This is a genomic window from Bacillus songklensis, assembly GCF_042649685.1.
GTDB classification, from domain to species: domain Bacteria; phylum Bacillota; class Bacilli; order Bacillales; family Bacillaceae_H; genus Bacillus_BA; species Bacillus_BA songklensis.
Genome location: NZ_JBHRZT010000007.1, coordinates 165,485 through 191,454 on the forward strand (window position 1 = coordinate 165,485; position 25,970 = coordinate 191,454).

At 39.1% G+C, this 25,970-nt stretch carries 26 protein-coding genes and 3 pseudogenes; 4 read left to right on the plus strand and 25 right to left on the minus strand.

Annotation, left to right across the window (positions count from 1 at the left end; all coding sequences use genetic code 11):
- Nucleotides 1-74: 74 nt before the first annotated feature.
- The 8 genes and pseudogenes from ACFOU2_RS01405 to ACFOU2_RS01440 all read right to left on the minus strand — a co-directional run bounded on the left by ACFOU2_RS01405 (nucleotide 75) and on the right by ACFOU2_RS01440 (nucleotide 6,831).
- Nucleotides 75-566: a VanZ family protein gene (locus ACFOU2_RS01405; protein WP_377911553.1), complete on the minus strand. Its 492-nt coding sequence runs from the start codon at nucleotides 564-566 to the stop codon at nucleotides 75-77.
- 356 nt (nucleotides 567-922) lie between these two features.
- Nucleotides 923-1,420, minus strand: a complete 498-nt coding sequence (locus tag ACFOU2_RS01410) for a hypothetical protein (protein ID WP_377911555.1) — start codon at nucleotides 1,418-1,420, stop codon at nucleotides 923-925.
- A 176-nt stretch (nucleotides 1,421-1,596) separates the two neighbouring features.
- A complete protein-coding gene (locus ACFOU2_RS01415; protein ID WP_377911557.1) occupies nucleotides 1,597-2,919 on the minus strand; it encodes a phytoene desaturase family protein in 1,323 nt (440 codons plus the stop codon).
- Nucleotides 2,920-3,164: 245 nt separating this feature from the next.
- Nucleotides 3,165-3,785 (minus strand): histidine phosphatase family protein, encoded by a 621-nt coding sequence (locus ACFOU2_RS01420; protein ID WP_377911559.1) that lies wholly within the window; start codon nucleotides 3,783-3,785, stop codon nucleotides 3,165-3,167.
- 249 nt (nucleotides 3,786-4,034) lie between these two features.
- A complete protein-coding gene (locus ACFOU2_RS01425) occupies nucleotides 4,035-4,508 on the minus strand; it encodes a metal-dependent hydrolase (protein WP_377911561.1) in 474 nt (157 codons plus the stop codon).
- A gap of 249 nt (nucleotides 4,509-4,757) precedes the next feature.
- A complete protein-coding gene (locus ACFOU2_RS01430; RefSeq protein ID WP_377911563.1) occupies nucleotides 4,758-4,925 on the minus strand; it encodes a hypothetical protein in 168 nt (55 codons plus the stop codon).
- A gap of 220 nt (nucleotides 4,926-5,145) precedes the next feature.
- A pseudogene (locus ACFOU2_RS01435) lies at nucleotides 5,146-5,490 on the minus strand (SDR family oxidoreductase); the annotation flags it as partial.
- Complete coding sequence (locus ACFOU2_RS01440; RefSeq protein WP_377911565.1) at nucleotides 5,491-6,831, minus strand: cytochrome P450; 1,341 nt, start codon at nucleotides 6,829-6,831, stop codon at nucleotides 5,491-5,493.
- 271 nt (nucleotides 6,832-7,102) lie between these two features.
- Here ACFOU2_RS01440 and ACFOU2_RS01445 point away from each other — a divergent pair, with 271 nt between their 5' ends.
- Nucleotides 7,103-7,531, plus strand: a complete 429-nt coding sequence (locus ACFOU2_RS01445) for a DUF2621 family protein (RefSeq protein WP_377911567.1) — start codon at nucleotides 7,103-7,105, stop codon at nucleotides 7,529-7,531.
- Between the two features lie 94 nt (nucleotides 7,532-7,625).
- Here the strand turns inward: ACFOU2_RS01445 and ACFOU2_RS01450 are convergent, their stop codons facing one another.
- The 4 genes from ACFOU2_RS01450 to ACFOU2_RS01465 form a co-directional block, all read right to left on the minus strand.
- Nucleotides 7,626-8,111: a CcdC family protein gene (locus tag ACFOU2_RS01450; protein WP_377911569.1), complete on the minus strand. Its 486-nt coding sequence runs from the start codon at nucleotides 8,109-8,111 to the stop codon at nucleotides 7,626-7,628.
- An 84-nt stretch (nucleotides 8,112-8,195) separates the two neighbouring features.
- Nucleotides 8,196-8,738: a DUF2179 domain-containing protein gene (locus tag ACFOU2_RS01455; RefSeq protein WP_377911571.1), complete on the minus strand. Its 543-nt coding sequence runs from the start codon at nucleotides 8,736-8,738 to the stop codon at nucleotides 8,196-8,198.
- 139 nt (nucleotides 8,739-8,877) lie between these two features.
- Nucleotides 8,878-9,237, minus strand: coding sequence for a response regulator (locus ACFOU2_RS01460; RefSeq protein WP_377911573.1), 360 nt, complete (start codon nucleotides 9,235-9,237; stop codon nucleotides 8,878-8,880).
- Between the two features lie 155 nt (nucleotides 9,238-9,392).
- Nucleotides 9,393-10,100, minus strand: coding sequence for a cytochrome c biogenesis CcdA family protein (locus ACFOU2_RS01465; RefSeq protein ID WP_377911575.1), 708 nt, complete (start codon nucleotides 10,098-10,100; stop codon nucleotides 9,393-9,395).
- Nucleotides 10,101-10,314: 214 nt separating this feature from the next.
- Between ACFOU2_RS01465 and ACFOU2_RS01470 the strand changes: the two genes are divergently transcribed.
- Nucleotides 10,315-10,488, plus strand: coding sequence for an aspartyl-phosphate phosphatase Spo0E family protein (locus ACFOU2_RS01470; RefSeq protein WP_377911577.1), 174 nt, complete (start codon nucleotides 10,315-10,317; stop codon nucleotides 10,486-10,488).
- On the opposite strand, the gene ACFOU2_RS01475 is transcribed toward ACFOU2_RS01470, so the two are convergent.
- The 3 genes and pseudogenes from ACFOU2_RS01475 to ACFOU2_RS01485 form a co-directional block, all read right to left on the minus strand.
- Nucleotides 10,483-12,291 (minus strand): ABC transporter ATP-binding protein, encoded by a 1,809-nt coding sequence (locus ACFOU2_RS01475; RefSeq protein WP_377911579.1) that lies wholly within the window; start codon nucleotides 12,289-12,291, stop codon nucleotides 10,483-10,485. The genes ACFOU2_RS01470 and ACFOU2_RS01475 overlap by 6 nt on opposite strands.
- 3 nt (nucleotides 12,292-12,294) lie before the next feature.
- Entirely contained in the window at nucleotides 12,295-14,040 is a 1,746-nt protein-coding gene (locus ACFOU2_RS01480; RefSeq protein ID WP_377911581.1) for an ABC transporter transmembrane domain-containing protein, read from the minus strand.
- 311 nt (nucleotides 14,041-14,351) lie between these two features.
- A pseudogene (locus ACFOU2_RS01485) lies at nucleotides 14,352-14,432 on the minus strand (YneF family protein); the annotation flags it as partial.
- Between the two features lie 948 nt (nucleotides 14,433-15,380).
- Between ACFOU2_RS01485 and ACFOU2_RS01490 the strand changes: the two are divergent.
- Nucleotides 15,381-15,533: pseudogene (locus ACFOU2_RS01490) on the plus strand (DUF3898 domain-containing protein); the annotation flags it as partial.
- Between the two features lie 541 nt (nucleotides 15,534-16,074).
- Here the strand turns inward: ACFOU2_RS01490 and ACFOU2_RS01495 are convergent.
- The 10 genes from ACFOU2_RS01495 to yneA form a co-directional block, all read right to left on the minus strand.
- Nucleotides 16,075-18,183, minus strand: a complete 2,109-nt coding sequence (locus ACFOU2_RS01495) for a sensor domain-containing protein (protein ID WP_377911583.1) — start codon at nucleotides 18,181-18,183, stop codon at nucleotides 16,075-16,077.
- Nucleotides 18,180-18,548 carry a PAS domain S-box protein gene (locus tag ACFOU2_RS01500; RefSeq protein WP_377911585.1) on the minus strand — a complete coding sequence of 123 codons (369 nt, stop codon included), beginning with the start codon at nucleotides 18,546-18,548 and terminating at the stop codon, nucleotides 18,180-18,182. The genes ACFOU2_RS01495 and ACFOU2_RS01500 overlap by 4 nt, the downstream gene beginning before the upstream one ends.
- A gap of 115 nt (nucleotides 18,549-18,663) precedes the next feature.
- A complete protein-coding gene (locus tag ACFOU2_RS01505) occupies nucleotides 18,664-19,770 on the minus strand; it encodes a diguanylate cyclase (RefSeq protein ID WP_377911715.1) in 1,107 nt (368 codons plus the stop codon).
- A 21-nt stretch (nucleotides 19,771-19,791) separates the two neighbouring features.
- Entirely contained in the window at nucleotides 19,792-20,100 is a 309-nt protein-coding gene (locus ACFOU2_RS01510; RefSeq protein ID WP_377911587.1) for a phage integrase SAM-like domain-containing protein, read from the minus strand.
- Between the two features lie 197 nt (nucleotides 20,101-20,297).
- Complete coding sequence (locus ACFOU2_RS01515; RefSeq protein WP_377911589.1) at nucleotides 20,298-20,510, minus strand: YneF family protein; 213 nt, start codon at nucleotides 20,508-20,510, stop codon at nucleotides 20,298-20,300.
- Nucleotides 20,511-20,594: 84 nt separating this feature from the next.
- Nucleotides 20,595-21,038, minus strand: coding sequence for a sporulation inhibitor of replication protein SirA (gene sirA / locus ACFOU2_RS01520; RefSeq protein ID WP_377911591.1), 444 nt, complete (start codon nucleotides 21,036-21,038; stop codon nucleotides 20,595-20,597).
- Between the two features lie 203 nt (nucleotides 21,039-21,241).
- A complete protein-coding gene (tkt, locus tag ACFOU2_RS01525; protein ID WP_377911593.1) occupies nucleotides 21,242-23,248 on the minus strand; it encodes a transketolase in 2,007 nt (668 codons plus the stop codon).
- 352 nt (nucleotides 23,249-23,600) lie between these two features.
- Nucleotides 23,601-23,834 carry a DUF896 domain-containing protein gene (locus ACFOU2_RS01530; RefSeq protein WP_377911595.1) on the minus strand — a complete coding sequence of 78 codons (234 nt, stop codon included), beginning with the start codon at nucleotides 23,832-23,834 and terminating at the stop codon, nucleotides 23,601-23,603.
- Nucleotides 23,835-23,899: 65 nt separating this feature from the next.
- Nucleotides 23,900-24,556, minus strand: a complete 657-nt coding sequence (locus ACFOU2_RS01535; protein WP_377911597.1) for a YneB family resolvase-like protein — start codon at nucleotides 24,554-24,556, stop codon at nucleotides 23,900-23,902.
- Between the two features lie 17 nt (nucleotides 24,557-24,573).
- Complete coding sequence (gene yneA, locus ACFOU2_RS01540; protein WP_377911599.1) at nucleotides 24,574-24,891, minus strand: cell division suppressor protein YneA; 318 nt, start codon at nucleotides 24,889-24,891, stop codon at nucleotides 24,574-24,576.
- A 145-nt stretch (nucleotides 24,892-25,036) separates the two neighbouring features.
- On the opposite strand from yneA, the gene lexA reads away from it, so the two are divergent.
- Complete coding sequence (gene lexA / locus ACFOU2_RS01545; RefSeq protein WP_377911601.1) at nucleotides 25,037-25,660, plus strand: transcriptional repressor LexA; 624 nt, start codon at nucleotides 25,037-25,039, stop codon at nucleotides 25,658-25,660.
- The last annotated feature ends 310 nt before the right edge of the window (nucleotides 25,661-25,970 follow it).

Here is a 25,970-nt window from a genome sequence, read left to right on the forward strand (position 1 = left end):
ACTCAAAAAATTTGTTTTTCGCCTACTACTGCCTTCCTTTTCATTTCATCCGTTTATGGAGTAAACAAAATGGGTCAACCTTTTTTAAAGAAAGCTTGAAGAGACAATGTTTCTGATATTTCCTTGCGCCTTTGACATGAAGCGAAAACAAAAATACTGATTAGACAAACGATACAAACGGCGGAATCAAATAAAAAGTCAATAAATCTCCCGCTTCTTCCCACTACAAAAAACTGATGAACTTCGTCGGTAAATGCAAAGAGTGTCGTCCATAACCAAGTATGAAAATACCTCATTTTAGTTTGCTTCATATTTAAAAACATGAAAATCGTCAGCAAAGAAAAGAACAAAATATGCCCCAGTTTATGGAGGATAAATTCTGTTTGAACCACGTTTATCCATGGGAAATAAAAGATACTTTTCCCATCAAACAAAAAAGAGAGAGTAACACCTTTTTCAAATTGGGGTTTGTTCATCCAAGTTGAAGGATCTGATACGATTAAATGAGGAGTATTCGAAAAATAGAAAATCCCAAACATCGTCAACCATAGTAACCACTTTTTCACTATTCGCTCCTCCCTTCAACATACCGATTGTTCATTGTCCCATTGTACAAAACGAAAATAGCTAATGCAAGTCACTCCCTATTGTATTCACTTTTTGTCCCATTTCGAACTAAAAAAGCGTACCTGTCAAAGGTACGCTTTTTTTTAGTTGCTGTCGCAATATCCACACCAACCATATATGTCATCCAGCCCATCAACCCTATGTAGTCACAGTTTTCCCTACTTATCATTATAGTATAAGGAACGGGATGGCCAATAGGAATGCAATGGGCTGGTCCAGTTCCCCCTCTAAAAAAATAGCAATTTTTGCGGAAGTACCCTAACAAAAAAAGGGCAACCTTCGCCCTTTTTTTAGGTTAAAGTATATCTCGGGTCCCCGGCATTTGCGGAAACATCCCCATCATACTTTGATCAGGGGACATCAGCGATTGACCCGGCATCATCGGTTGACCCGGCATCATTGGTTGACCCGGCATCATTGGTTGCCCCGGCATCATCTGTTGACCCGGCATCATTGGTTGACCCGGCATCGTCTGTTGGCCCGGCATCATTGGTTGCCCCGGCATCATTGGTTGCCCCGGCATCATTGGTTGCCCCGGCATCATTGGTTGACCCGGCATCATCTGTTGACCCGGCATCATCTGTTGACCCGGCATCATCTGTTGACCCGGCATCATCTGTTGGCCCGGCATCATCTGTTGACCCGGCATCATCTGTTGACCCGGCATCATCGATGGAAACTGCATCCCATAACCCATCGTATAAGGCGTTCCCATTCCTTGCTCATCGCCATAAGGATATCCGTACATCTGTCCGTAAAAAGGACTCATACGGTCGTAATAACCTTTTCTCATTCGTTTGACTCCTTCCGTATATCATCAGTACAGTTTACACTATTCAATCTGTACAAAAATAGGAATTCGTCCCGATTAAATTAGGCGTTTATCCGTAATTTAAATGTTGATGCATAAAAAAGCGATTAGCTGGGAACGGTGTGCTCCTTCAGCTAATCGCTTTCACCATGAAAAGATTACGAAATATAACGGTTTTGGGCTTGCGGTTTTTCTAAAATTAATTGACTCACTTGATACGCACTAGAGAACGATAATTCAGACAATTGGCCTTCCCCTTCACACCAGTCTCCGGCAAAGAACAGGTTTCGGTAAGCCGGGAAGAAGGTTGGCATCGGCTCCTGGTAAATGGTCCATTTTAGCTCCTGAGCGGATGCTCGCTTTGAAACACGTGGAACAACAAGCTCATCGCGCCAGCCTGCAAAATGCTTATCATACAATTCTTCAATTTTTTGCTGTACCTTTGCCGTATGCTCTTTGTCTTCCGCTTCACTTTTTGATATATAGGCAATGGCCTGAAGCAACTGACCGCCTTCCGGCACACATGTTTCATCATAGAACGATATGTCGGTAATGAACATGCGATTCTTTTTGTCATAAATATACGTATATGGCACTTCAATCCTCTTCTTAAGTCCGACATCATATACGAATACATATGTAGGTTCATAGCTTGCATATTGTTCGATAAAATGCTGAATGTTTGAATCTACAAATAATTTTTCCAATTCTTTTGGCGGGATACAGAAAATAAATTCGTCTGCCTCAAAGCGTTCCTCGCTCGAAATTACCGCTGTTACACGATTGTTGTATGTTTCAACAGACTCCGCTTTTTTCTTGGTCAAAATCGTTCCGCCGTTTTCTTCAATTACACGGACAAACTCATCAATGAGTGCTTCCCAGCCCCCGCCTATATAGGCAACCGGCTTATTTGTTGTGAATAAACGCTGATAATACTGGAAATATACATCTGACGGAATTTTTTCCGGCTCGTTTGTGAAAAAGTTGGATGATGCCAGCGTCAACATCATTTCTTTTACTTCATCACTGATCTTGCGCTCATCCAGCCAATGTTTGATGGATTGATGTGGATGACCTTTTTCTAAGTGAATTAATGTTTTAAAAATCTCAAAGGTAAATTTAATTTTATCGACACCTTTTAACAGTTTTGTGCGGAACAATCCTTGAATGTTAGCCGGCACGTCCGTTAAATCCGTTCCGATATCATATTTTGCTTTCGTCGGTTCAAAATCACGCCAGTTAATATGAATATTTAACTCTTTTTCTAATTTGCGCAAAAAAGATGTATCACGACCATAGATCGCATGAGCACCAAAGTTGAACGAAAACCCTTTAATCATTAGAGTAACAGCTCTTCCCCCGAGTTTTCCCCTTTCTAACAGGGTAACTTTCTTTCCTTTCTTCGCCAGGTAAGCCGCTGCAGAAAGGCCTGCCAATCCACCTCCAACAACTAGGACGTCTGTTCGATTGATGTCGCTCATCGCAATTCTCCTCCCCTATTTAAAACAAGCGGTTGGACAATTTTGTAACCGCTATCATTTACTATTAAAAAAATAAGCTCCTTCTTATCATATACTAACTATCGACTATTTTCTACCACGGAAGTGTTGAAAATTAAGATTTTTCTAAAAAACTTTTTCTTTATGAATCTCCCATCTAGCAAAAATCAGAAGCACGTTCATATTTATCAGCTCCGCCCTCCCAACACGTATTGAAGTCAGCCAATTTATCTTTGTCGATTTAACGAGGGCGGCACGTACTCATCGCTTCCCCTTTCTCCCTGAACATATGTCGTGCAGTAAAAATGATGGCGGCATGGCGGATATTCTCCTTTCCATCCTTGCTTTTTCAGTTCTTTTGCCACCATTCTATTAAAAATCCCATGCCCCACGAAAACAACTTTTCCATGGATCCGGGCATATTCACTCAATATTTCACTCGCTTTTTGTGCTCTCCTTACTGCCTGCCTATACGTTTCTACCTTCCCTTTATAAAGAACCATCCAAAGGAGGCGAAAGAAAAAAGCCCATGTATGCGGTTTTAGGCGAATGAAGGATGGGATATGTTCAAAAATAGGCAGTTCCGCTTCTCGAAACATATTCGATTCCATCATCTTTTTTTCCATACCCGGCAAAATGGTCCGGGCAGATTGAACGGTGCGGACAGGCGGACTTGTAATCATAAGAGCAGCTTCCCGGCATTTTCTGATCGTATCGAGTGAAACTACTGTATCTTTAAACATACCCATCTGATCATAATTTTGAATCCATTTCTTGAATTGCGTCACATTACATTTTTGATGACTTTTACAACAAGACGGACCATGCCGAATGAAGCTAATCTCCACAGCTATCTCTCCAGTCAGTTTTTACTTATAAGACCGGACAATGCGTTAGATTGTTTCATATGAAAGATTCTTACAACCAACAAATCATTCAAAAATTGAACGAGCTTACAAAGGTTCTCATATAAGCGGCTGACAAGAACCCGTAAGGGAGATTGTCAGCCGCTTACGCGTAAATAATTGGACATAAATGCTTTTTATTTATGTCCAATTATTTATGTGGATTTATATATTTTTCATTCCTCCTCTTTATTAGAATAATTGATTGGTATAAACGATATAAATACTAGCAAAAACAGCCGCATAAAAAATAAGGGTTTCTGAGAAACTTCCTGTTTCGTACGTGAGCGGTGATTTAAATCTCTTTTTAGAAAGAGGAGAAAACAACGGCACTCCTTTTCGTGAGAAAAAGTCTCCTACGATATGAAAAATATATCCAATGCACATTCCAAGCACAAATGAATTCGGATATACCTTGTACAAAAAGGAAAAAGTGATCCAAGCAAGCAACGAGTGGGTAAACCCCCGATGACCGAGTGCCTGTTTGATCAACTTAGACAATCCGAATGTTCTTCTTCCTATATAAGAATTCGGCTCATCAATATCAGGAATTAAACTCCCTAACGCAATTCCAAGTACATATGTAACGGTAAACGGCACATCTGTCGCGGCCGCTATTCCTGCTCCAGCAGCTATCGATGTGGCGACATGTGTATGATACCTCAACTGTATCACCCTCTCTCTTTATGTTGAATGCCTATCACAAACTTTATACTTGAAGATTCGATCCCCAAATCCATACATACGTTCCCCTCGAATTTCTACTATATGCAAAATCATTCCATTTGTCAAAAGTCTTTCGATGGAACAGGCAAGAATTACTCGCTCCTATAAAACAAAAAGGGCTGTACCCTGCAGAGCCGCATACTCTCACATATGCCACAAAATGAAAAACCCGGTCAGTGCCGAGCTTTTTCAAAAAAATTGAATACCAATAAAACCGATTACCATAATGATCAGACTAATAATCATACGTACTCTGTTTTTCTTCCGATCACCTGTTTTCTGCAGAACTGAATAAGCGAATGTACTTGCATAGAGGATAAAGCCTAAAAACCCAAAGATAACGACATAAGAAAACATAATAAACCTCCGTTGTTTCATCCTGGTCTCTTGATTGTACCATGAACCGAATCATGCTAAAAAATGAGATGGCCCTAGTCGGATAAAGCATCGGACTAGGGCCTTTCTTTAAATACTATTTCCTGCTCTATTGTTAGGGGAAAGAAGTACATGAAGCAATTTTATCAGCGTTCCTCCACGTTAATATGAATGGATTGTCTATGCTCTCGTAAATTTTCTCTTATCCGTTTACTACCTTTCCTCCGTTTATATGGATAACTTGTCCGGATACATAAGAAGAATCGGCATTTGATGCAAGGTAAACGTATGCCGGTGCAAGCTCTTCCGGTTGTCCAGGCCGTTTCATTGGAGTATCCTTTCCAAATTTGCTCACTTGTTCCGCCGTAAAAGTAGAAGGAATAAGCGGTGTCCAAATCGGACCCGGGGCCACACCGTTTACCCTGATTCCCTTTTCGGCTAGCTGCATGGAAAGCGAACGTGTAAAGGTTGTAATCGCCCCTTTTGTAGCAGAATAGTCAAGCAATGTTTTATGTCCTGCATAAGCCGTAATGGACGAAGACAGGATTTAATGTTCTGAAACAACCATCCTGATCCCGTTCTTCGGCCGCAGTGTAATTAAAGGATCCGGAGCCACTTCAGGACAGTCTTCACATAATTCCAAGCGGTATCGCTGCAAAATCGTCCCCATGACTAATACGGCCTCAAGCATTGCAAAATGGTTTCCGATGCATACGCGCGGACCTCCGCCGAACGGAAAGTATATAAAATCTGAAGCCGGCTTTATGCTCCCATCTTCAAACCGTTCTGGCTCAAAAACAGTCGGATTCGGGAAATATTTCGATGACCGCTGGATGATATAAGGACTCATGATCAATGTATCTCCCTTTGAAAACTCATATTCACCGATGCTTACGTCCCTTATCACTTCACGCCCAAATGCCCAGGCCGGAGGATAAAGACGGAGGCTTTCCCATACGACACTTTGCGTATAAGTTAATTTGCCCATATCTTCGTACGATGGTAAACGTCCTTCTAACACCGTTTCAATTTCTTCATGCACTTTTTCGGTTTTCTCAGGATGTTGGGAGAGTAAATAAAAGCTCCACGTCAAAGCGTTGGCGGTTGTTTCATGACCCGCGAGGAAAATCGTCATAACTTCATCTCTTAGCTGCTCATCTGTCATTCCCTCTCCGGACTTTTCATCCCGTGCTTTCATGAGAATCGACAAAAGATCTTCCCGGTCAATGTCTTTCTGCTCCCGTCGATGAGCGATGATTTCATAGATTACTTGATTAATGGCATCGAGCGCTTCAGAATATGTTACATTTTGTTTTGTCGGCCATGAATGGGGCACTTTAAAAATAGAACGGATTCGCTTCGTTACAGTCTTAAGGGCTGTATCTATGTGTTTTCCGACTTTTTCATGCCCTTCTCTTATATCCATATCAAACATCGTTTTGGTGATAATGGATAAGGTAATATTCATCATATCCATGTTAATTTGCCGTTTTTCCCCGATATCCCATGAAGAAATGTGGTCTTTTGTGATGGAAACCATATCATCGGCGTATGTTTGAATATGCTGTTTTGTAAAAGCCGGCTGCATCAACCTGCGCTGTTGCAAATGAAATTCCTCTTCACTCGTTAATAGCCCTTCCCCGACTAGCGACTTGAGCTCTTGAAACGGTTTTGATTTATGAAAATAATGCGATTTTGTTATCAGGGCTTCTCGAATCATTGAAGGATTCAAAACTAGATAATATGTTCGATTTAATAATCTATATACAATAACATCCTCGTGCTCATACTCGTTTTGCAGGTTTTCTAAAAACACTAAGGGATTTTTGCGGAATGAAGGCAAAAATCCCAGCGGAGATATGGTTGTCGGTCCTTTTACAATTTGCATCTTATAGCACCTCATTTATCTTTAAATCGTTTCAGTTATATGTATGAGGATTCCCAATCCATTATCCCGGAATTTGTGTTCATTTGTAAAAGCCTGTAAGCTGTGGACTTTCGTGATTTCCGCAAATGTTCATCCCATGAAGAAGTGCCGAGAAAAAGTCTTTTTCAGCTTTTTGGCCCCTCGTCTTTTGCTCTTTTATTTATGTGCTCATTTGTGTAGAATAAAAATAGATTAATAGATAGCAGGGAAGACGACACATAGAGGTGGAAAGATGCTAAACGGCTGGTTTTTATGGTTTATTTTATTTTGGGTGGTATTTTTAATCTCGATGTTTGCCATCGGCGGCTTCTTTATGTTCCGAAAATTTTTAAAGCGTTTACCAAAGGAAGACGGGATGTCCGAATTGGATTGGCAAGACCATTACATAAAGAAAACAAAGCATCTATGGGCAGAAAAGGAAAAGTTGCTTTTAGAAGAATTGGTCAAACCCGTGCCTGAGTTATTTCGTGATATTGCTCGCCAAAAAATTGCAGGGAAAATTGGTGAACTGGCACTTAAAGAACAAGCCGAGTCCATCACAGAAGATTTGATTGTGAGGGGATATATCATCGCTACACCAAAGCGCGATCATAAGTTTTTATTGAAAACCTTGAAAGAACAAAAAATTGATGTATCACCATATCAAGGCCTATTTCATTAAAAAATGCTTCTCCTAAAAGGGGAAGCATTTTTTCATCGCGTTAACCGGGAGCAAATCAACTAGTCACCCGCAAGTATGACGATTACTGATGGTTTTAGATCGTTGTATGAATAGGGTCCTCATCCTGAATCTGACGATGAAGCTTTTTATAGTTGATATACATAGCAATTCGCCATGGCACTATCATGCCGAACGCCAGAATCCAAAACATACCGCTTAACTCGCCTACGTCAATGGTTGAGCTTAAATACGTTTTTAAAGCAATCCTTAAACACAATAATCCAATTAAGATAAAGACAAACGCCTTGGATCGTTTTAAATAGATCGCATCGTCTTTCACTTCAAACTTGGATGTTTTAATCAGGAAAATGGAGAAAAACATACCAAGTAACAACGCTTCCAATAACTCCGCCATTGTTACACGAAACACAGGGAATACAAACATTAGAGCACCGGTGCTCATAAAAATTGGCGGCAAAATAATCTTTTTGGCATTCGTCGGTTTGGAAGAAGCTTTCATTCTTATAAACAGCACAAATACCGCCATAAAAACGGCAATTAAGGATGATACAACTACCACGGTAATCCTTCCTTTGCGTAAAGATACACTCGTTTCTATTATAGTTGAAAATGGGTCAAAAAGGAAACGGGATAAACGAAAAGTTTATGATGCACTGGAATTTCTCTTCGGTTTATTTTTCTTTAAAGAGTTCAGCAAAAATCCGCCTTTAAATTTCCTTGGCTCATACGAGATAATAAAGGCACGGGGTTCATATTTCTCGATAAGATCCAAAAGTTCCGGTTCACGGTTGCGTTTTGCCAAAATGTCCAGCTTATAGCGTGCACTGTCCCTTCCTTCTCCTTGAAACACCGTAACTCCAAATCCCTCTTGACGAAGGCGGTTGATTAAACTCTCGTTTTTGTTCATTAGATTCACTGATAATGTTGTATACCCAATAGCTAACCGGTTCTCTACGTAGCTGCCGATGATAATGCCCAGCCCAAACCCGACTGCGTATACAACCATGGCCAGGGTACTCTGTTCTCCTGAAAAAACCAACGATAGTCCAAACACGTAAATAAGCGCTTCTAGAAATCCGAAGACAGAAGCATACATGCTCATTCCTTTTACAAGGAAAATGGTCCGCAGCGTTAAAATAGGTACATATATTAATTGAAGCAGTAATATCAATAAAATTTCTTTCAAAGAAGACACCTCTGCGTTTCGCTATATTTGTCATTGCCTCCCATTTTAACATTGTCCCCTCTTTGGATGCTACCCTTTTCATGTTAAATTTTTGTTTTAGTCCAAAAATAAAAATGAGGAGTACCCCTCATTTTTATTTTTACCCTAATACTCTTTTCATTGCATCCAGCACCCGGATTTCATCAAACGGCTTTACGATGAAATCCTTTGCTCCGGCTTCAATGGCCTCGACCACCATTTTTTGCTGCCCCATTGCGGAACACATAATGATTTTTGCATCCGGGTATTCATCTTTTATTTTTTTGACGGCCTCAATTCCGCTCATTTGAGGCATCGTAATGTCCATTGTCATCAAATCTGGCTGTAATGTACGATAATGGTCAATGGCTTCCTGCCCATTCTCTGCTTCCCCAATCACTTCGTAACCCGCGTTTTGTAAAATGCTTGCTAATGTTTTTCTCATAAACCTGGCATCATCGACGATTAACACTGTTACCATCTTTTTTCCCCCATTTCACAACAACACTCACCACAAATCGTTCATTTGTACTAACCATATTTTCGTAAACAGGACTTTTTTCACATATAACTATTTCCACTTTATCAATATAATGGTAGTTTTTCAATAAAAATGATGTGACAAACATCGAGTGTTTAAAATCCTGTAAATCCACCGAAAAGGCTGCTTGTATAGACAATAAGCTTTGTCATCCAATCGAAATACAATACAATTCCCATGCCAATCATCACATAACCACCCACTTTTACTATCGAAGTATTATGTTTTTTAATCCAGTTTAACTTTCCGATGAAAAACGACAAAATAAAAAACGGAATGGCGAATCCTAGTGAGTAAGCCGTCATATACAAAATTCCCGATCCAGGATTTGTGGCAGCCAATGCAATAACCGAGACGAGAATCGGACCTGTACATGGAGTCCATCCGGCAGCGAAAGCCATGCCAATTAAAGCTGATCCGACATAACCGGAAGGTTTATTGGTAAAAGTCAATTTCTTATCTTTCATTAAAAAGGACGGTTTGAATATACCAATTACAACAAATCCAAAAAAGATGATGAAAATGGCCCCTATTTGTCGAAGAAGGTCCTGATAATCCATAAACCATCTTCCAACAAGTGACGTCCCAAAACCGATCGCAATAAAAATAAGGGAAAATCCTATTAAAAAGAAAAGTGTATGTAATAAGCTTTTTCGCTGGAGCATCGCGTTATCTTCTTTAATTTCACTGACCGACACACCTGTTATATAAGACAAAAAAGCCGGGTATAACGGTAAACAGCAAGGCGAAATAAAAGAAAGAAACCCTGCACCAAATGCTAAAAAGATATTAATATCTGTCATAGTCGCACCCCTTTTATACATTCCATGCTCTATTCTATCAAATATCTCGAAAGAACGTTGCCCATCTTGCAAAAAAATGTTAACACTCCATTAAAAGTGACTTCATAGCAAAAAATGGTAAATTTTACACTTTACCCAGTGAAAAAACTTTAAAAATGTACCATTATCTTGTATAATTAGGAAAAGATAGCTTCTACAGAAGGGAATCGAGTTTGTGTTCAAACATGATATCTTGCAGGAAATCGAAAAAAAAAGAGAAGAACTCATTCGAGTTGTTCAACTAAATGGGTTTAGTTCACATCAAACCATTCGTCACAGCCAAGAACTAGATGCTCTTTTGAACTTATACAATGAACGATTTTTAGGCCAAAACACAGTCTCCTCATAAATTGGGAGACTGTGTTTTTTTTGGTTGGCAGGAATGGCTTTCCGCTAATCCGTTTTGAAGCAAATACATTTTGTAGTACAGTCCTTTCTTTTCCAGCAGCTGTTGATGGGTTCCCCTTTCTACCACTTCCCCTTTATGTAGCACTAATATCAAATGAGCATTTTGGATGGTAGATAATCGATGGGCGATAGCGATGGTCGTTCTACCTTCTTTCATTCGACTCAGGGCCGTTTGAATGGCTTCTTCTGTTTCCGTATCGATATGGGCGGTCGCCTCATCGAGCACTAAAATCTTAGGATTTCGGACGATGGTGCGGGCAAAGGCAATCAGCTGACGTTGACCGCTCGAGAAATTCGTTCCTCTCTCCGCTGCCTGATGCTCATATTTATCTGGAAGCGCTTCAATAAAACGATGTGCCTGCACAAATTGAACAGCTTCTTCGATCGCTTCTTCACCTATCGTATGATCGTGCAATACAATGTTATCTTTCACCGTCCCGGCAAATAGAAAAGGATCCTGCAGCACGAGCCCAATTTTTCTTCTTATTTCTTCATTTGTCAGGTCATAAAGGGAGTAGCCGTCTATCGTAATTTCTCCCGCTTTAATCGGATAAAAGCGAAGCAATAAATTAATGATGGAACTTTTCCCGCTTCCTGTATGTCCGACTAAAGCAACCGTTTCCCCTTCTTTCACCTTAAACGAAATGTTCTTCAAAATATCCCGCTTGCCATCATAAGAAAAAGTAACATTTTTGAATTCAATGATTCCTTTCCTGATAGTTGGTGTCGAAGCAGAGGATGATTCCATTGACTGTTCTTCCTCATTAAGCAAGGTAAAAACACGAGAAGCAGATACAATGGCCTGCTGATAAATAGATAGGCGCATCATCATTTGATTGACAGGCTCAAAGAATCGTTCCAGATAATTAACGAATGCATAAAGGACACCGACTTCAATCGGGCTTGTTTGAGAGGCAATACCAAAAAAGCTGAGCACAAGCAGTAAGGTTAACACATAAATCAAATCAACCGCAGGGCGAAGCAACAATCCATCAAGCTTTATACTTTTTAATCCGGCTTGATAATGTTCTTCATTGACAGCGGCAAATTCACGGAGCAGGCGTCTCTCCTGGCGAAAAATCTGGATGATATTCATTCCCTGCAGTGATTCATTTAACTTTGTATTCAGCTGGCTAAGCTTCTCGCGCATTTGATAATAAAAAGTCGAACTAAAACGGCGATATGTTTTCATTAATCCGTAAATGACAGGGAATAAAATGAAACAAAACAGAGCAAGTTTCACATTCAAGAAAAACATGGCAATAAAAATTCCGATTAAAAAGAATCCATTTTGAACAAACGCCGCGGCAACATCCACAAACATCTCTTTAATAGCTTCCGTATCATTTGTAACCGTTGAAACGATACTGCCAACAGGGGTTTGATCAAAGTACCTCATAGGAAGCCTCTGTACTTTTGAAAAAACATCGACACGAATATTCTGGATAATACGAAACGCGATTTCATTGAATTTTACTAATTGAAAATATTGGACCATCACCTTTGCAAGGTGCAGGAGTATATAAGCCGCGCCTAAGAGAACAAGCGATCTGGTTTCCAGTTGGCGCGGCACTAAATAATCATCAATAAAAACTTTAACCAAAATAGGACTAATAATATCCGCTGCTGTTGCCGACAGCAGCAGCAAAAATGCAAGGGTGAATGATCGCCGGTAAGTTTTTGCATATACGAGCAACCGCCTTAGGACGTCCCGCTGCTCTTTTTTTGATATGGTATCCTTCATCTTCTACCCTCCAAGTTCTACTTGGTTTTCAAGTTGTTGACGAATATACATGTCCTGATACCAGCCTTCAAGTTCCAATAGCTGTTCATGTGTGCCAGATTGAATGATCTCTCCTTCATCCAGCACAAGAAGTAAATCGGCATGTTGAATCGCACTTAAACGATGGGAAGTGATAATTGTTGTTTTTCCCCTTCGGTTATTTTTCAATGATTGCACAATGGCCTCTTCTGTCCGGGCATCTACTGCCGATAAAGCATCATCCAAGATAAGAAACTCAGGGTTCAGTAAAATAGCCCGGGCAATAGAAATTCTCTGTCTTTGCCCTCCTGAAAGCGATACCCCTTTCTCTCCGACCATCGTTTCATATTGATGCGGGAACTCCATAATCTCTTGGTGAACATAGGCCATCTCAGCCGCTTTCTGGATTTCAGCGTACGAAGCATCAGGGCGGGCAAAGGAGATATTGTCGGCTATGGTTGCCGAAAATAGAAAATGATCCTGTGGTACATAGCCGATTGAAGAGCGAAGGGCCTTTAGTGAGTACTCTTGAATGAGATGTTCATCGAAACGAATGGCCCCTTTATACCCTTCAAACTCTCGAAGTAGTAGTTTTAACAGCGTTGTTTTGCCAGCCCCTGTTTTTCCGATGATTCCTAATGTTTGCCCCTTCTCCAAATAAAAGTGAATATTCTTGAGGGCTGTCTGATGGGTATGATAGGAAAATGATTGAATGGCCACCTCCAAGTCTCCTTTTGGAGGAGTTGTAATAGCTTGTTCCACTTCCTTGATCTCCGGATTTTCTGCTAATAAAGAAGAAACACGATCATAAGAGGCTCTTCCGCGCTCCACAATATTAAATAACCAGCCGAAAGCAAGCATCGGCCAAATCAATAGTCCCAGGTAGGTGGTAAAAGAGATTAAATCCCCGAGTGTTATTTCGTTTTGAAGGACCATCTTTGAGCCGAACGTAAGAGCAAGAAAAAAAGAAAAACCTACAATCAATGAAATAGTAGGATTAAATAAGGAATCCACTTTTGCTACTGCTATATTTTTCATGACGATATCTTTTGATTGGGCTTTAAAATCCTTTATTTCATCCTTTTCTTCTCCAAACGTTTTCACAACCTTTATTCCACTTATACTCTCTTGCACTTTATCGTTTAACGAAGAAAAAGCTTCTTGAGCTTTATGAAATCGTTTATGCAACAGTGTTCCATAATAGCAGGTTGACAGAGCCATCAGCGGCATAGGAATCAGGCTGATAAGGGTTAGTTTCCAACTAATAGCTGCAGCCATTGTCAACAATACGAAACCGCCTGTAACAAGGGAGTCGACAAATGTTAATACACCGGATCCCGCTGTTTGCTGAACTGCCTGTACATCATTGGTTGCATGGGCCATTAAGTCTCCTACTCGCTTTCGCTGATAAAAGGAAGAAGACATATTAGTAAAGTGTTCAAATAATTCATTTCGCAGTTTTCTTGCAAGACGAACGGAAGCGCCGAACATCATGATGCGCCATATATAGCGGGCTATGTATGTGATAAGGCCCGACAAGCCCAAAATAATCACGGCCTTCCAAAGTTTTGAACCCGAAATGGTTCCATTCCTTATTTCGTCTACCACATAGCCAACCACTTTTGGAGGAATGAGCTCTAATAATGCGACAACTAGCAGAAAAAAAACACCAGTTATATAAGCTTTCTTTTCCAATTTGAAAAACCACCATAAATCTTTAAAGATGCTCATATCATCTGTTCACCTCCAATCGGAAAGAATAAGATTTATCAAGCAAATAAAGCCGGTCACTAAACTTTAACGAATTTTCTGATTTTTAAACTTGATTAGTATTCCTATAAAACGAAATACCATTCCATATAATATATGTCTACCTCTCTCCTCTTAGCATCTCTTAAGCGGGCAGTTACTGTCTGTTAAAGAGATAGAAAAGTTGGCTCTAAAGCTCCTAATCCATTCCGGGAATGACTTTCATAGAATGGATCGTAACGACAACCAAAATAAAAGACACTCTATCTTCACTTAGAGTGCCGCGACTATTGTCATTTAATTTGTTTGTTCATCGCTTGTATCATTTGGTTAATTTTCTTTTGGGATGGCTTCATGCCCATTTGCATCAAAACCTTGATATATCAACGTTTCTATCCACTTTTTAACCACTTTTTCAGCTTATGAAAAATATACCATCAATCGTTCAAAATGTCCGCAATCTGAGGAATTATTTCTAAAATGTGGGGACAGAACAGCTACCCCTATCCTGCATATCTAGCCATACACTCATGCCCCTCCACATTTACTCTATACGTGCGGACAACACACGTTAAAAGCCGTCTATTGACAGTCTTCGAGCCTTTTCAGTATTTTCTCCGCCCTCTCATTCAAGTAGGATACCTTTGAAGCCCAATTTCAGAACCTGCCTGTCTGATACTTCACCCTTATAAAGAAACTCATGATTCTTTTATATTTAGGCTGTTAAAGGGGTTTGTTGATTTCCTTCTTAAACGGGGTTAGTTTAAAAAGAAATGCCGTTAAAATTAACAAAAAGAGTGGAATGGTGGAATTAATATATGAAAATTCCCTTCAGTCGGATTGTTCTCGTTAAATTCGTTCATGAATAACTTCCTTTGTGGAAAACTATTCCTAGAAGGAGGTGAATAAATTGAAGTTATTTCAAAATTTTTGTATTGGTTTCATAAGTAATCTGATTGCTGGACTTTTCATGAATCTCTTTCTAAAGAGTCGTAAACAAAAAGCTTGTATTTGTTCATGTTGAAGTTAATGTCATTAGCCTGAATCGCTATTGGTTCGGGCTTTCTCGTTTCTAATAAAATATCGGATGGATGGAATTAATCCTTCAAAAGAAGACAGAGAAGATAGCGAATATTTTATGGGAGATATTGTCTAACAAGTGATATGGTACTTATTATAGTTATTTTTTAAAGAAGGAATTAGAAAAAATCAATTCCTTTTGTTCGTCAACCTTGACACCCGATTGGTAAGAATCCTGCTACATTTATAAGGGCTGCTCCACCAAAGCATGGGGTATCCCCTGATAAGCATGGTATGAATCCAATGTTTCCGTTAACGGATTGCTTTCGAATTTCGGAGAAGCCATCCATATCGCCAAAGTGAACGGGCGCTATGTGACGATTATCGAATCGGATTCGATTCTTTTTGAAAAAGGATTTTCTCCGATTGAGTTTTTGAACCCTATTTTTCAGTGAAACTCCACTTTTAAGGAATTGCTATACCCATTAGTTAAATAAGACAAAGGAATTTCATTTACACAACTAAATTTTCTCTCTTTAAAATCTCTCTTTTTTTCCTATTCACTATTTTTTACCACAGCTGTTGAAGAAACAAGCTTGAGGTACTTAACTACAACATATCCCACCTTATTATTGTAACGGATTTCTGCCCAGCCACCTGGCTTCGTGGCATGTATGTAAGTTACATTCCCGCTTTTTTCAATGAATATCCTCCGTTTCTGACGTTTAAATCGACTCTGAATAGTAAAATCTTAGTGTCTTAAAATATCTGTATAGAGATTAAAGCACAAAGTAAAAAGCACCCATGCAACTGAGTGCTTCCTGCGTTTTTTTGATGGCGGTTAAGAACTCTTATTTAAGCCGAGTTTCTCCCTATCTTATTTATATTTTTGAAGTTAGAAAACAAATTGACTACTGGAACAGCATCCACAAAAAAATGCTCTAAATGAGCATCTAGGTTATTATTAGCTTCTATTCTATTTTAATATTGCTCTTATTAAACTAACACACTTGTTCGTGAAATAGAATCATAAAAAATGGAGTTGCGGCTTATTTCCCCTTTGATTAACATTTGCTCAAATTCTTCAATTGGACAAGGCTTTGAAAATAGGAAGCCCTGTATGTGATGACAGTTTTGTTTACGTAAGAATCGCAATTCCTCTTCTGTCTCAACACCTTCTGCAATGACATCCATTTTGAGATGTTTTGCCATCGTAATCATGGCAGTTGTAATACCCGCATTTTCAGATTCGCTTGAGATATTTCGAATAAAAGAACGATCAATTTTAATGCCATCCAGTTTAATTGATTTTAAGTAAGCAAACGAAGAATAACCTGTACCAAAATCATCCATATAAATTTTGATACCTAAATCTTTTAATTCTTTGATTGTTTGTATGACATCATCTTCAATTTTCATTAAAGAGTTTTCCGTAATCTCAAATTCAAGAAAATTTCCATCTACTCGATATTCGTCTAATAGTTGGCGGACATTTTTCGTGAAGTCTTTTTGCAAAAATCTCTGAGCACTAATGTTTATACTTACTGGAATAAGCGGAATTCCTGCTTCCCGCCACGCCACCAATTGCTCGCAAACTCTTTTTTTCATCCATTGGCCGATAGGAATGATCAGCCCTGTTTCTTCTGCCAGGGGAATAAATTCTGAAGGAGGAACCAATCCAAGCTTAGGGTGGTTCCACCGGATCAGTGCCTCGGCACTTATTATTTTTCCAGTTTTCGCATCCACTCGTGGTTGTAAATAAACCATAAATTCATTGCCATTTAATGCTTTTCGTAAATCTCTTTCTAAGAAAAAGGATTGGTAACTCCTTACATCGATAGAAGTGGAATAAATTTGATAGGTATTACGCCCTTGATCTTTTGCCCTGTACAGAGCAATATCTGCGTTTTTCATTAATTCTATTACATTTTCTCCACCTGTTGGAAAAACACTGATCCCAATGCTGGCTGTGACAATAAGTTCGAAATCCTCAATATAAAAAGGATCTCTTAGACGGTTAAGAAGAATCTTAGCCATTTGAACAGGTTCTTCGGGATGTTCGATTACAGGACAAAGAACCATAAATTCATCTCCGCCCATTCGAGCAACAGAACGATTTCCCTTAATAATCTCCTTCAAACGAAATGAAACTTGTTCCAGTAGTCGATCTCCTATGAAATGTCCTAGCGTGTCATTAATATGTTTAAAGCGATCCAAATCTATAAACATAACCGCCAGCTTTTGTTTATTTTGTTCTGCGAAAGTTAATGATTCATGAAGCTTTTCTTCAAACCACCTTCGATTAGGAAGCTTGGTTAATTCGTCATGATAAGCCAAATAAGCATTTAATTCCTGCAATTTTTTTTGCTCGGTAATATCTTTGCCAATGGAATAAACCGCGTTTATCTCATTGTCGACAATAATTGGAAAATAGGTCAAGTTTAGGTGAATCTTTTGACCATTCCCGTTGATCAAGACTGTATCAAAGCTCTGAGGTTCACCTTTTAGGGCTTTTTCAAAACAGTGACGACGAATATCACGATACTCTTCCAACATGATATCTGTAGTCGATGTTTTTTGCAGACTTTCAAAAGAATATCCCAGTAGCTCCTTTGCCTTTGGATTCATATTGATGATATTTCCTTTATGATCAAAGGATATAACCGCACTTTGACTATGTTCAAACAGAGATTGATAAAGCAGCTGGTTTTCTAAGAGTCTTCTTTGAATGGATTTTAGTTCCGTTACATCATGTACGGATCCAACGATTTCCACCACCTCATTGCCTTGTTCAATAGGTGACAAATCGATGAATAAAAGCCTGCCGCTAAGTTCTATTTCATAATTTACTCTATTTCCGTTAAATGCCTTTTCATATTGGGTATGTTTAATAGCTGCAATTTCAGGTGAAAAAACATCATTAGGTGCTTTATTAAATAGAATTTCTGTATTTATGCCTAATTGATTAAGAAGCTTCCCTTCTGACATGGTATAAATAAAGTTTCCATTCTCATCCTTTCTCACTTTAAATACACCATTTTGCAGGTTTTTAACGGTATGATTAAAGTCATCTTTCAGTTTTTGAATCTGATTATTCTCTGTCATATTTTTCCAATACCGATAAGCCCCTGAATCTTTTCATCTATTACAATAGGTGTTGCTGTTATATAAAGGTCTATAAATTTTCCACTTTTCGTTTTAAATGAAGTTTCAAACCTCTCAATGTTCCCCTTTTTTACATTTTCAAAGTATTTGCTGATTCTCTCTATGTCATCCACTTTCAATAAAGTAACAAAAGACATTTGAACTAACTCTTCTCTTGAATATCCAGATAAATTCACGGCTGAATCATTAACGTATAGGAAATTGCCTTCTAAATTTAATACATAACTTGCATCAGGATTCGAATCGAAGAGTGATTTATACAATTCAAGTTGTGAATAGCTAATGTGGTGTATCTCTTTAAGCAAATCGATCCCGCCTCTGTTAAAAATCTTCGTACTTAAAAATACCATGTTGGTAATTTATATTGGAATGGTAAATGTTGAACAAAATATAAGCATTACATTGATTGCTCATGGTGTATCATACCGTGTAGCTTTCTAAATGTGGGTAATGGAAAATCCAGTTTCTTCCAGTTCGTTTTGCCATGTACAGTCCTTCGTCCGCTTGATGAATCAGCTGTCGAACAGAAATCATGTTCTTTTGGTTGACAGTAGCGGAACCGATGGAAACCGTTACTTTTAATTCCACATCCTCATTTATTAAAAATACGCTCTGTTCTACATTTTTACGTATTCTTTCTGCAATCGTTCTAGCAGAAGCGGAATCACAAGCCGGCATGATTACACTAAATTCTTCTCCTCCATTACGGGAGACTACATCCACAGAACGGCATGACTGCATAAGAATATGACCAATCTGTTGCAGTACTTTATCCCCAGCAGGATGACCGTACATGTCATTTACCTGCTTGAAATGATCAATGTCTATATATAGTAGAGATAATTCTTCTTGATGTTCTTTTACCTTTAAGAAGGCAGAATCTATAGCATGATTAAATAATCGAACATTATTCAAACCAGTGAGGGAGTCTTTTTCAGCACCCTCTTTCAATCTTGCATAGTCGTCATCGCTACGCCAAAGGTAGGATTTAAACAGATAAGTTCCATAAGTAGCACAAACAACAGCAAGGGCATATTGGGCGAATACGATCAATGCTTTTCTAAAATCGGGTATAACGAAGTCAATTGTAATACCGAGAATGGCGACGAATGAGACAGCCATAAAAATCCACTTTTTCTCTATTTTCATGCTTGAATGAGAAATGAAGGAAAAGGCTATTGCAGATACAGTAAGAACAACGATGTTAACTAGGGCAGAGTGGGAGATTGGATACAATGCTAATCCACAAATAATAATGATGCTTGTCGCCACAAGAGTGGAAACCCATCCACCAAGATAAGCCGCTATCATCATAGGAATACTTCTAAGATCAATAAGCACACCGCCTTCTAAGGGAATGCCAAATTGCATGAGAAGTACACCGAATCCCCCTTGTAAAACTCCAACAAGGTTTCTCCTTTTAGTGGGGGACATGGATGAAACTTTGGTTCTATAAAGATATTGATGTATCAGAAAAATCCCTGTACATAATATAGAAAAATTTATAAAAAAGTCTTTTAAAACCATTATCCTCAACAAAATCCTTTCCTAATGATACTCATTTACTACTATTGATTGATACAATAGGTAATTCTCTCCTTTGTTTATCTTAAATGCTTTTATCATCTTGAACATGGAGACAATGCTTTGCGGTTGCAGTCCATCCTTTTGTTTAAATCTCAAATAGGCTTTTAAGTCATGTGATGTAATGCTTTCTAATTCTGTGATTGCTCTTTTCTCTTTTAAGAAAAATTTTAATTGCTTGTACTCCTGACGTTTGTTTTTCATCGTCTTTTCTGAATATTCTTTGGCTTGACAATGATACAGATATTCCTCTAAAACATCTTCTAACAACAAACAAAAAACCACCTTTCTTTGGTTTAGTTTCCAACAGAAAAAGTGGTTTTGGTATTTAAAATGAAAGATTAACCAAAAATGAGAAAAATTTTGACGAAAGATTCACTCTACAGGGATATGCGGAGGAAAAATTCATTCTCAAAATTTCTACCAACCAAATGAAAAACCCTTGTTCTATAAGGGTTTCAAGTTACTACTCATTTAATTTGTTTGTTCATCGCTTGCATCATTTGGTTAATTTTCTTTTGGGATGGCTTCATGCCCATTTGCATCATCATCATTTTCAACATTTGCTCATTAATTGGCGGATTTTTCTTTAAATAGCTCATCATATATTTACGAGCAATGAAAAATCCTAGTGCTATCCCAGCTAAAAGAGCTAGAACACCAACTAGAATAAGTTGCCACATAGTACTATTTCCTCCTTCGTGTTGTCTAAATTACAGTGTACTAAACCCAGTGTCATTATACAATATGTGAATGTGATTTTCCCTCTATTTTATGCAAATTTTTCGCTGTTTAACAGGGTTTAGCCACCCATAGACATGATTTTCAAAGTTCATCGCCAAAAAACATGGACTTATTTTTCTCAATACTTCAAAAAATCCAGCCTCCGCTTCAACGGTTCCTTCTGCTTCCATGTAAATATACTCATGCTTTAACAATAGACGCGCCAAACCGTTTTCTGTTTTAAATCCATATTCTCCACTGGAAAAAGAGATCAAGCCATGACTATGCCCTAATTTGTTTTCTATCATTAATTGCAACTGCAAAATGGGAATTTTTTTTGTAATATACTCAATTTGCTTCTTTACATATATATCATGGTCTTTACCGGACGTTTTATACTCTAAAAACAGCTGATACATGATATCCTCTTTTTGAAAGTAATGAATTGCAAATTCATCTTCTATTAGGTAAATATCATATTTCCTCATAGACCATCCCCCCATTATACATTCTCTTATCCCTATTGTATAATGCATGCTTTGCAAGGCTTGTCTATTGGCGGAAAAATGATGCACTCTTTTTGTCGAACCTGTTCTGATTCCGTCATGTTCTGCACTCTCTCCTACACGGTAATCGATCCTATAATAAAGAAAAAACAAGCCGGAAATGCCGGCTTGTTTTTCTCTCAAGGCTATTGATTTAATAGTCGTTTTACTTGTGCTACGACGTTTTCTGCCGTGAAACCATACTCTTTCATGATTACATTGCCAGGAGCAGAAGCACCAAAACGATTGATGCCGATCACAATACCCTCATCACCTGTATAACGTTCCCAGCCAATTGTTGATGCCATTTCAATGCCCACACGTTTTTTCACAGACTTAGGAATAACACTTTCTTTGTACTCTGCTGATTGGGCTTCAAAACGATCCCACGAAGGCATGCTGACAACCGATACATCGATTCCTTCAGATGCCAATGCTTTTTGCGCTTCTACTGCTAGGCCTACTTCAGACCCTGTCGCTAAAAGCAGCGCGTCCGGCTGTTCTTTGCCTGCCGGTGATACAACATAGGCACCCTTTGATACACCTTCATACGCTTTTTCTTTTGTTCCTTCTATAGTCGGAAGGTTTTGGCGTGTTAAAACAAGTACTGTTGGTTTATCCGTTGATTCTACCGCTAAGCGCCAAGCCGCAGCTGTTTCGTTTCCATCTGCCGGGCGGATGATTGATAAATCCGGCATTGCGCGCAAGGCAGGAAGCTGTTCAATCGGCTCGTGTGTAGGACCGTCTTCTCCAACCGCAATACTGTCATGAGTAAATACGTACGTAACAGGAAGTTTCATTAACGCAGCAAGACGGATAGCCGGGCGCAAGTAATCAGAGAATACAAAGAATGTACCGCCAAATACTTTTAATCCGCCATGTAAGGCCATACCATTTAAGGCTGCACCCATCGCAAATTCACGAACGCCAAACCAGATGTTACGACCGCCATAGTTGGATGCCTGGAAGTCATCTCCACCCTTGATCGTCGTTTTGTTGGAACCTGCCAAGTCAGCTGATCCCCCAAAGAAAAACGGAACTGCTTTTGCAACAGCATTTAACGCTTCACCTGAAGAAGCACGAGAAGCAAGACTTGTACCTTCTTCATAAACCGGCAGCTCTTTCTCCCATCCTTCCGGAAGTTTTCCTGCTGCCGCCAATTCGAATTGCTCCGCTAATTCAGGATATTTTTCTTTATATTGAGCGAACAATTGATTCCATTCTTCTTCCTTCTTCTGACCCGCTTCTGCAATGACAGAACGAAAATGATCATACACTTCCTGTGGAACATGGAAGTCTTCTTCAAAGGTCCACTTGTACGCCTCTTTTGTCATCTTAAGTTCTGCTGCTCCAAGCGGTGCACCATGTACATCCGATTTTCCTGCCAGGTTGGGAGAACCGTAACCGATTACTGTTTTTACCTCAATCAATGTAGGACGATCCAAATCAGATTTCGCTTCCTCCAGCGCTTTAGCAATTTCCTGGATATCATTGCCGTCTTCTACACGAATAACTTGCCAGCCATATGCTTTAAAGCGCTGCTCTACATTTTCGGAGAACGCAAGATTTAGCTCGCCGTCCAATGAAATGTCATTTGAATCGTATAACACAACTAGACGACCAAGTTTTAAGTGAGCGGCTAATGAAGCAGCTTCTGCTGAAACACCTTCCATTAAATCCCCATCACCACAAATGCTGTATGTAAAATGGTTCACAATTTCTAAGTCTTCTTTGTTGTATGTAGCAGCTAAATGACGTTCTGCCATCGCCATTCCGACAGCCATGGCAACCCCTTGACCCAGAGGACCAGTTGTCGCTTCAACGCCCGGCGTATGGCCGTATTCTGGGTGTCCAGGTGTTTTGCTGCCCCACTGGCGGAAGTTTTTAATGTCATCCATTGATACATCATAACCAGCAAGATGTAATAAGCTGTATAACAACATAGAACCATGTCCTGCTGACAACACAAAACGGTCACGATTAAACCAATGTGGATTTTTTGGATTCTGATTCATGAATTGCGTCCATAAGGTATATGCCATTGGGGCAGCTCCCATTGGCATTCCCGGATGTCCTGAGTTTGCTTTTTCAATTGCATCGATTGACAAAGTACGAATCGTTGCAATGGATAGATCTTCAATACGATGTTCCATCTTGTTCCATCCTTTCATTTAAGAACTATGCTTCAATCACTATCATACTAATGATTACTTATTTTGTACAACAATTCACACAAAATTGCTATCACTTTTACATTTTCTGTGGAAAAAGAAACAATTATACAGAACCAAACGGAATAAAAAGGGGAATGGCTCAAAAGGCCGAAAAACCATACCTTCTGAGTCATCCCCCGGAAAAGACTCGGTGCAGAAAATCCAACGAAATCAAGAATTTTTCTGGCGAATCCTTTCTGTAAAAGCATTTCTGACTGCCTCCCTATAACTTACGGGGACAGTTTCTTTCACGTACGTATATATAAACCATTTTGCGGCATAGGTTAATGAATTAATGCATGCGTTTCCTCTTTTTGCTTTCTTTGAGCTTATTAGGTGTGACATCATTCCCTTTTTCATCAACAACTTTAATAGAGTGAAGATGGTTGGTCATAGACTTACGAAACTCTTTCAAATATTCTTGGCGAAGCACTTGTTGTTCTCCAGCTTCTTCCGGTGTAAGTCCTTCACTCTTTGACTTTTTTGATAAAAAATTAATTCGTGCCATTTTTTCCGGTGATAACATCCATATAACTCCTTATTATTTTCTTCTACCAAGTATATGTAGTCATCTTACTAAACCAATTTCTATTAAGCAAGTGATTCATCTTGATTCTTTATGTACTCTTGATAGCGTCGATGTACAGTCGCTTTTGACACATGATAACCGAATCCCCTTAATGTAGCTGTAATTTCCTCAAAGGTCATTTCGTTTCGTCGTAAACGAACGATTTCTTCAATCGGTACTTCTTTTCGATCTCTTCCTGCATTTTCCCCGACGTTTTTTAAGTTTTTCTCCGGACGGTAGCCTTTTTCAACGGCACGTCTCATTCCTCTGCGAATTTTAGCATTATGAAGCTTGCGCTGATATTCTTCCACAATGCTAATAATTTCAAGCATCATGGAATCTGACTCTGACAGCTGAAGCTTCCCGTAATGACTAATGGTATATACTTGAATGTTCTCTTTGATGAAAAAATGCAATAAGGCGATTCTTGCATGACCTCTTCCAAGCCTTGTTTCATCCTGTACGAGCAAGACATCTATCTGTTCTCGCTGCACTGCTTCGATTACTTCCATCATACCGTCACGATCAATATCAAAGCCGCTTGCCTTTTCCTCCACTATTTGGGCAACCTGGAATGAATACTGATCTGCAAGTTGCAACAGCTCTTCTCTCTGACGCTCAAGGGATGTCTCTTGTGTATCTTTTTCCGTACTGACTCGACAGTAAATGATTGCTTTCAATCTCTATCACTGCTTTCCTAATTACTTGCCAACATTTGTCCTTCTTGAAAATCTTTCTTTAAAATTGGGATATAAATTTTTTCACCTGGCATAATCGTTTTATATTCAAGATGGTTCTCCGTCTCTACCCATTCCACAAACTCATGTGAGGATAAATGATGCTGTTCTCTATACTTTTGACCCAATTCCCACAGAGTATCTCCTGCACTGATGGTAATAGTTGCATAGTTTTCAAGGTTAGGACCTTTGGCGAACGATGTTACGAAATAGGTAAACACTGCTAAAATCATAAAAAAGATTGCATAGTATGTAAAGGTCTGTAACGCCTTATTCAATTCCATCACCCCATAATCAGAATATCTGTTCTCATTTTAATACGAACATTTGTTTTGAGTCAATATATTTTCGAACTTATGTTTGTATCCAATTTATATACATGTTATAATGAAACCAATTAAGTCGTTGATTTGAGGTGAGAGAATGACAAAGTTATCAAAACGACAACAAGATATATTAAGCTTCATCAAAGAGGAAGTAAGGTTAAAAGGTTACCCCCCTTCTGTTCGCGAAATCGGTGAAGCTGTCGGCTTAGCATCAAGTTCGACTGTACACGGCCACCTCGCCCGTCTTGAAAGCAAGGGGCTTATCCGCAGAGACCCGACAAAACCGCGTGCAATTGAAATATTGGATACAGAGGAAACAAACCATATTGTAAAAGCGAATGTCATTAACGTACCGATCATCGGGAAAGTTACGGCTGGCCAACCTATTACCGCTGTCGAAAATGTAGAAGAGTACTTTCCTCTTCCTGATAAATACGCAGCGCCTGATGAGCAAATATTCATGCTGGAAATTATGGGTGACAGTATGATTGAAGCCGGAATTTTGGATGGCGATTATGTAATTGTCCGCCAGCAGCAAACGGCTAATAATGGAGATATTGTTGTAGCGATGACAGAAGAGGACGAAGCAACTGTGAAGCGCTTCTTCAAAGAGCAAAACTACATTCGTCTGCAGCCTGAAAACTCCACAATGGAACCTATCATTTTAAATAATGTTTCTATTTTAGGAAAAGTAATCGGTGTCTATCGCTCTATCCATTAAGAGACTGATCCATGGCATTCCAGAAACTCTTTCCGCCTATATCATTCACTTCCTTTCCATCATATCGTTTGTGACTCTGATAAGATGGCGGGATGATTCTAGAGAATGATCCAGATACTTGGTATCAAGTTTTGGGTTATTCTCTTTTTCTTGGAATATAAAACGAATGAAATGCGTTGGAATGAATCAAACAATGGTAGATTTATACGTTCTATGTAGATAGTAACTTACTTATTATTAATGAAACTCCATATCAACCTTCTTTCGATCATCTTTCATTAATTTAGGCATTTTCGCTTCAAGAACCCCA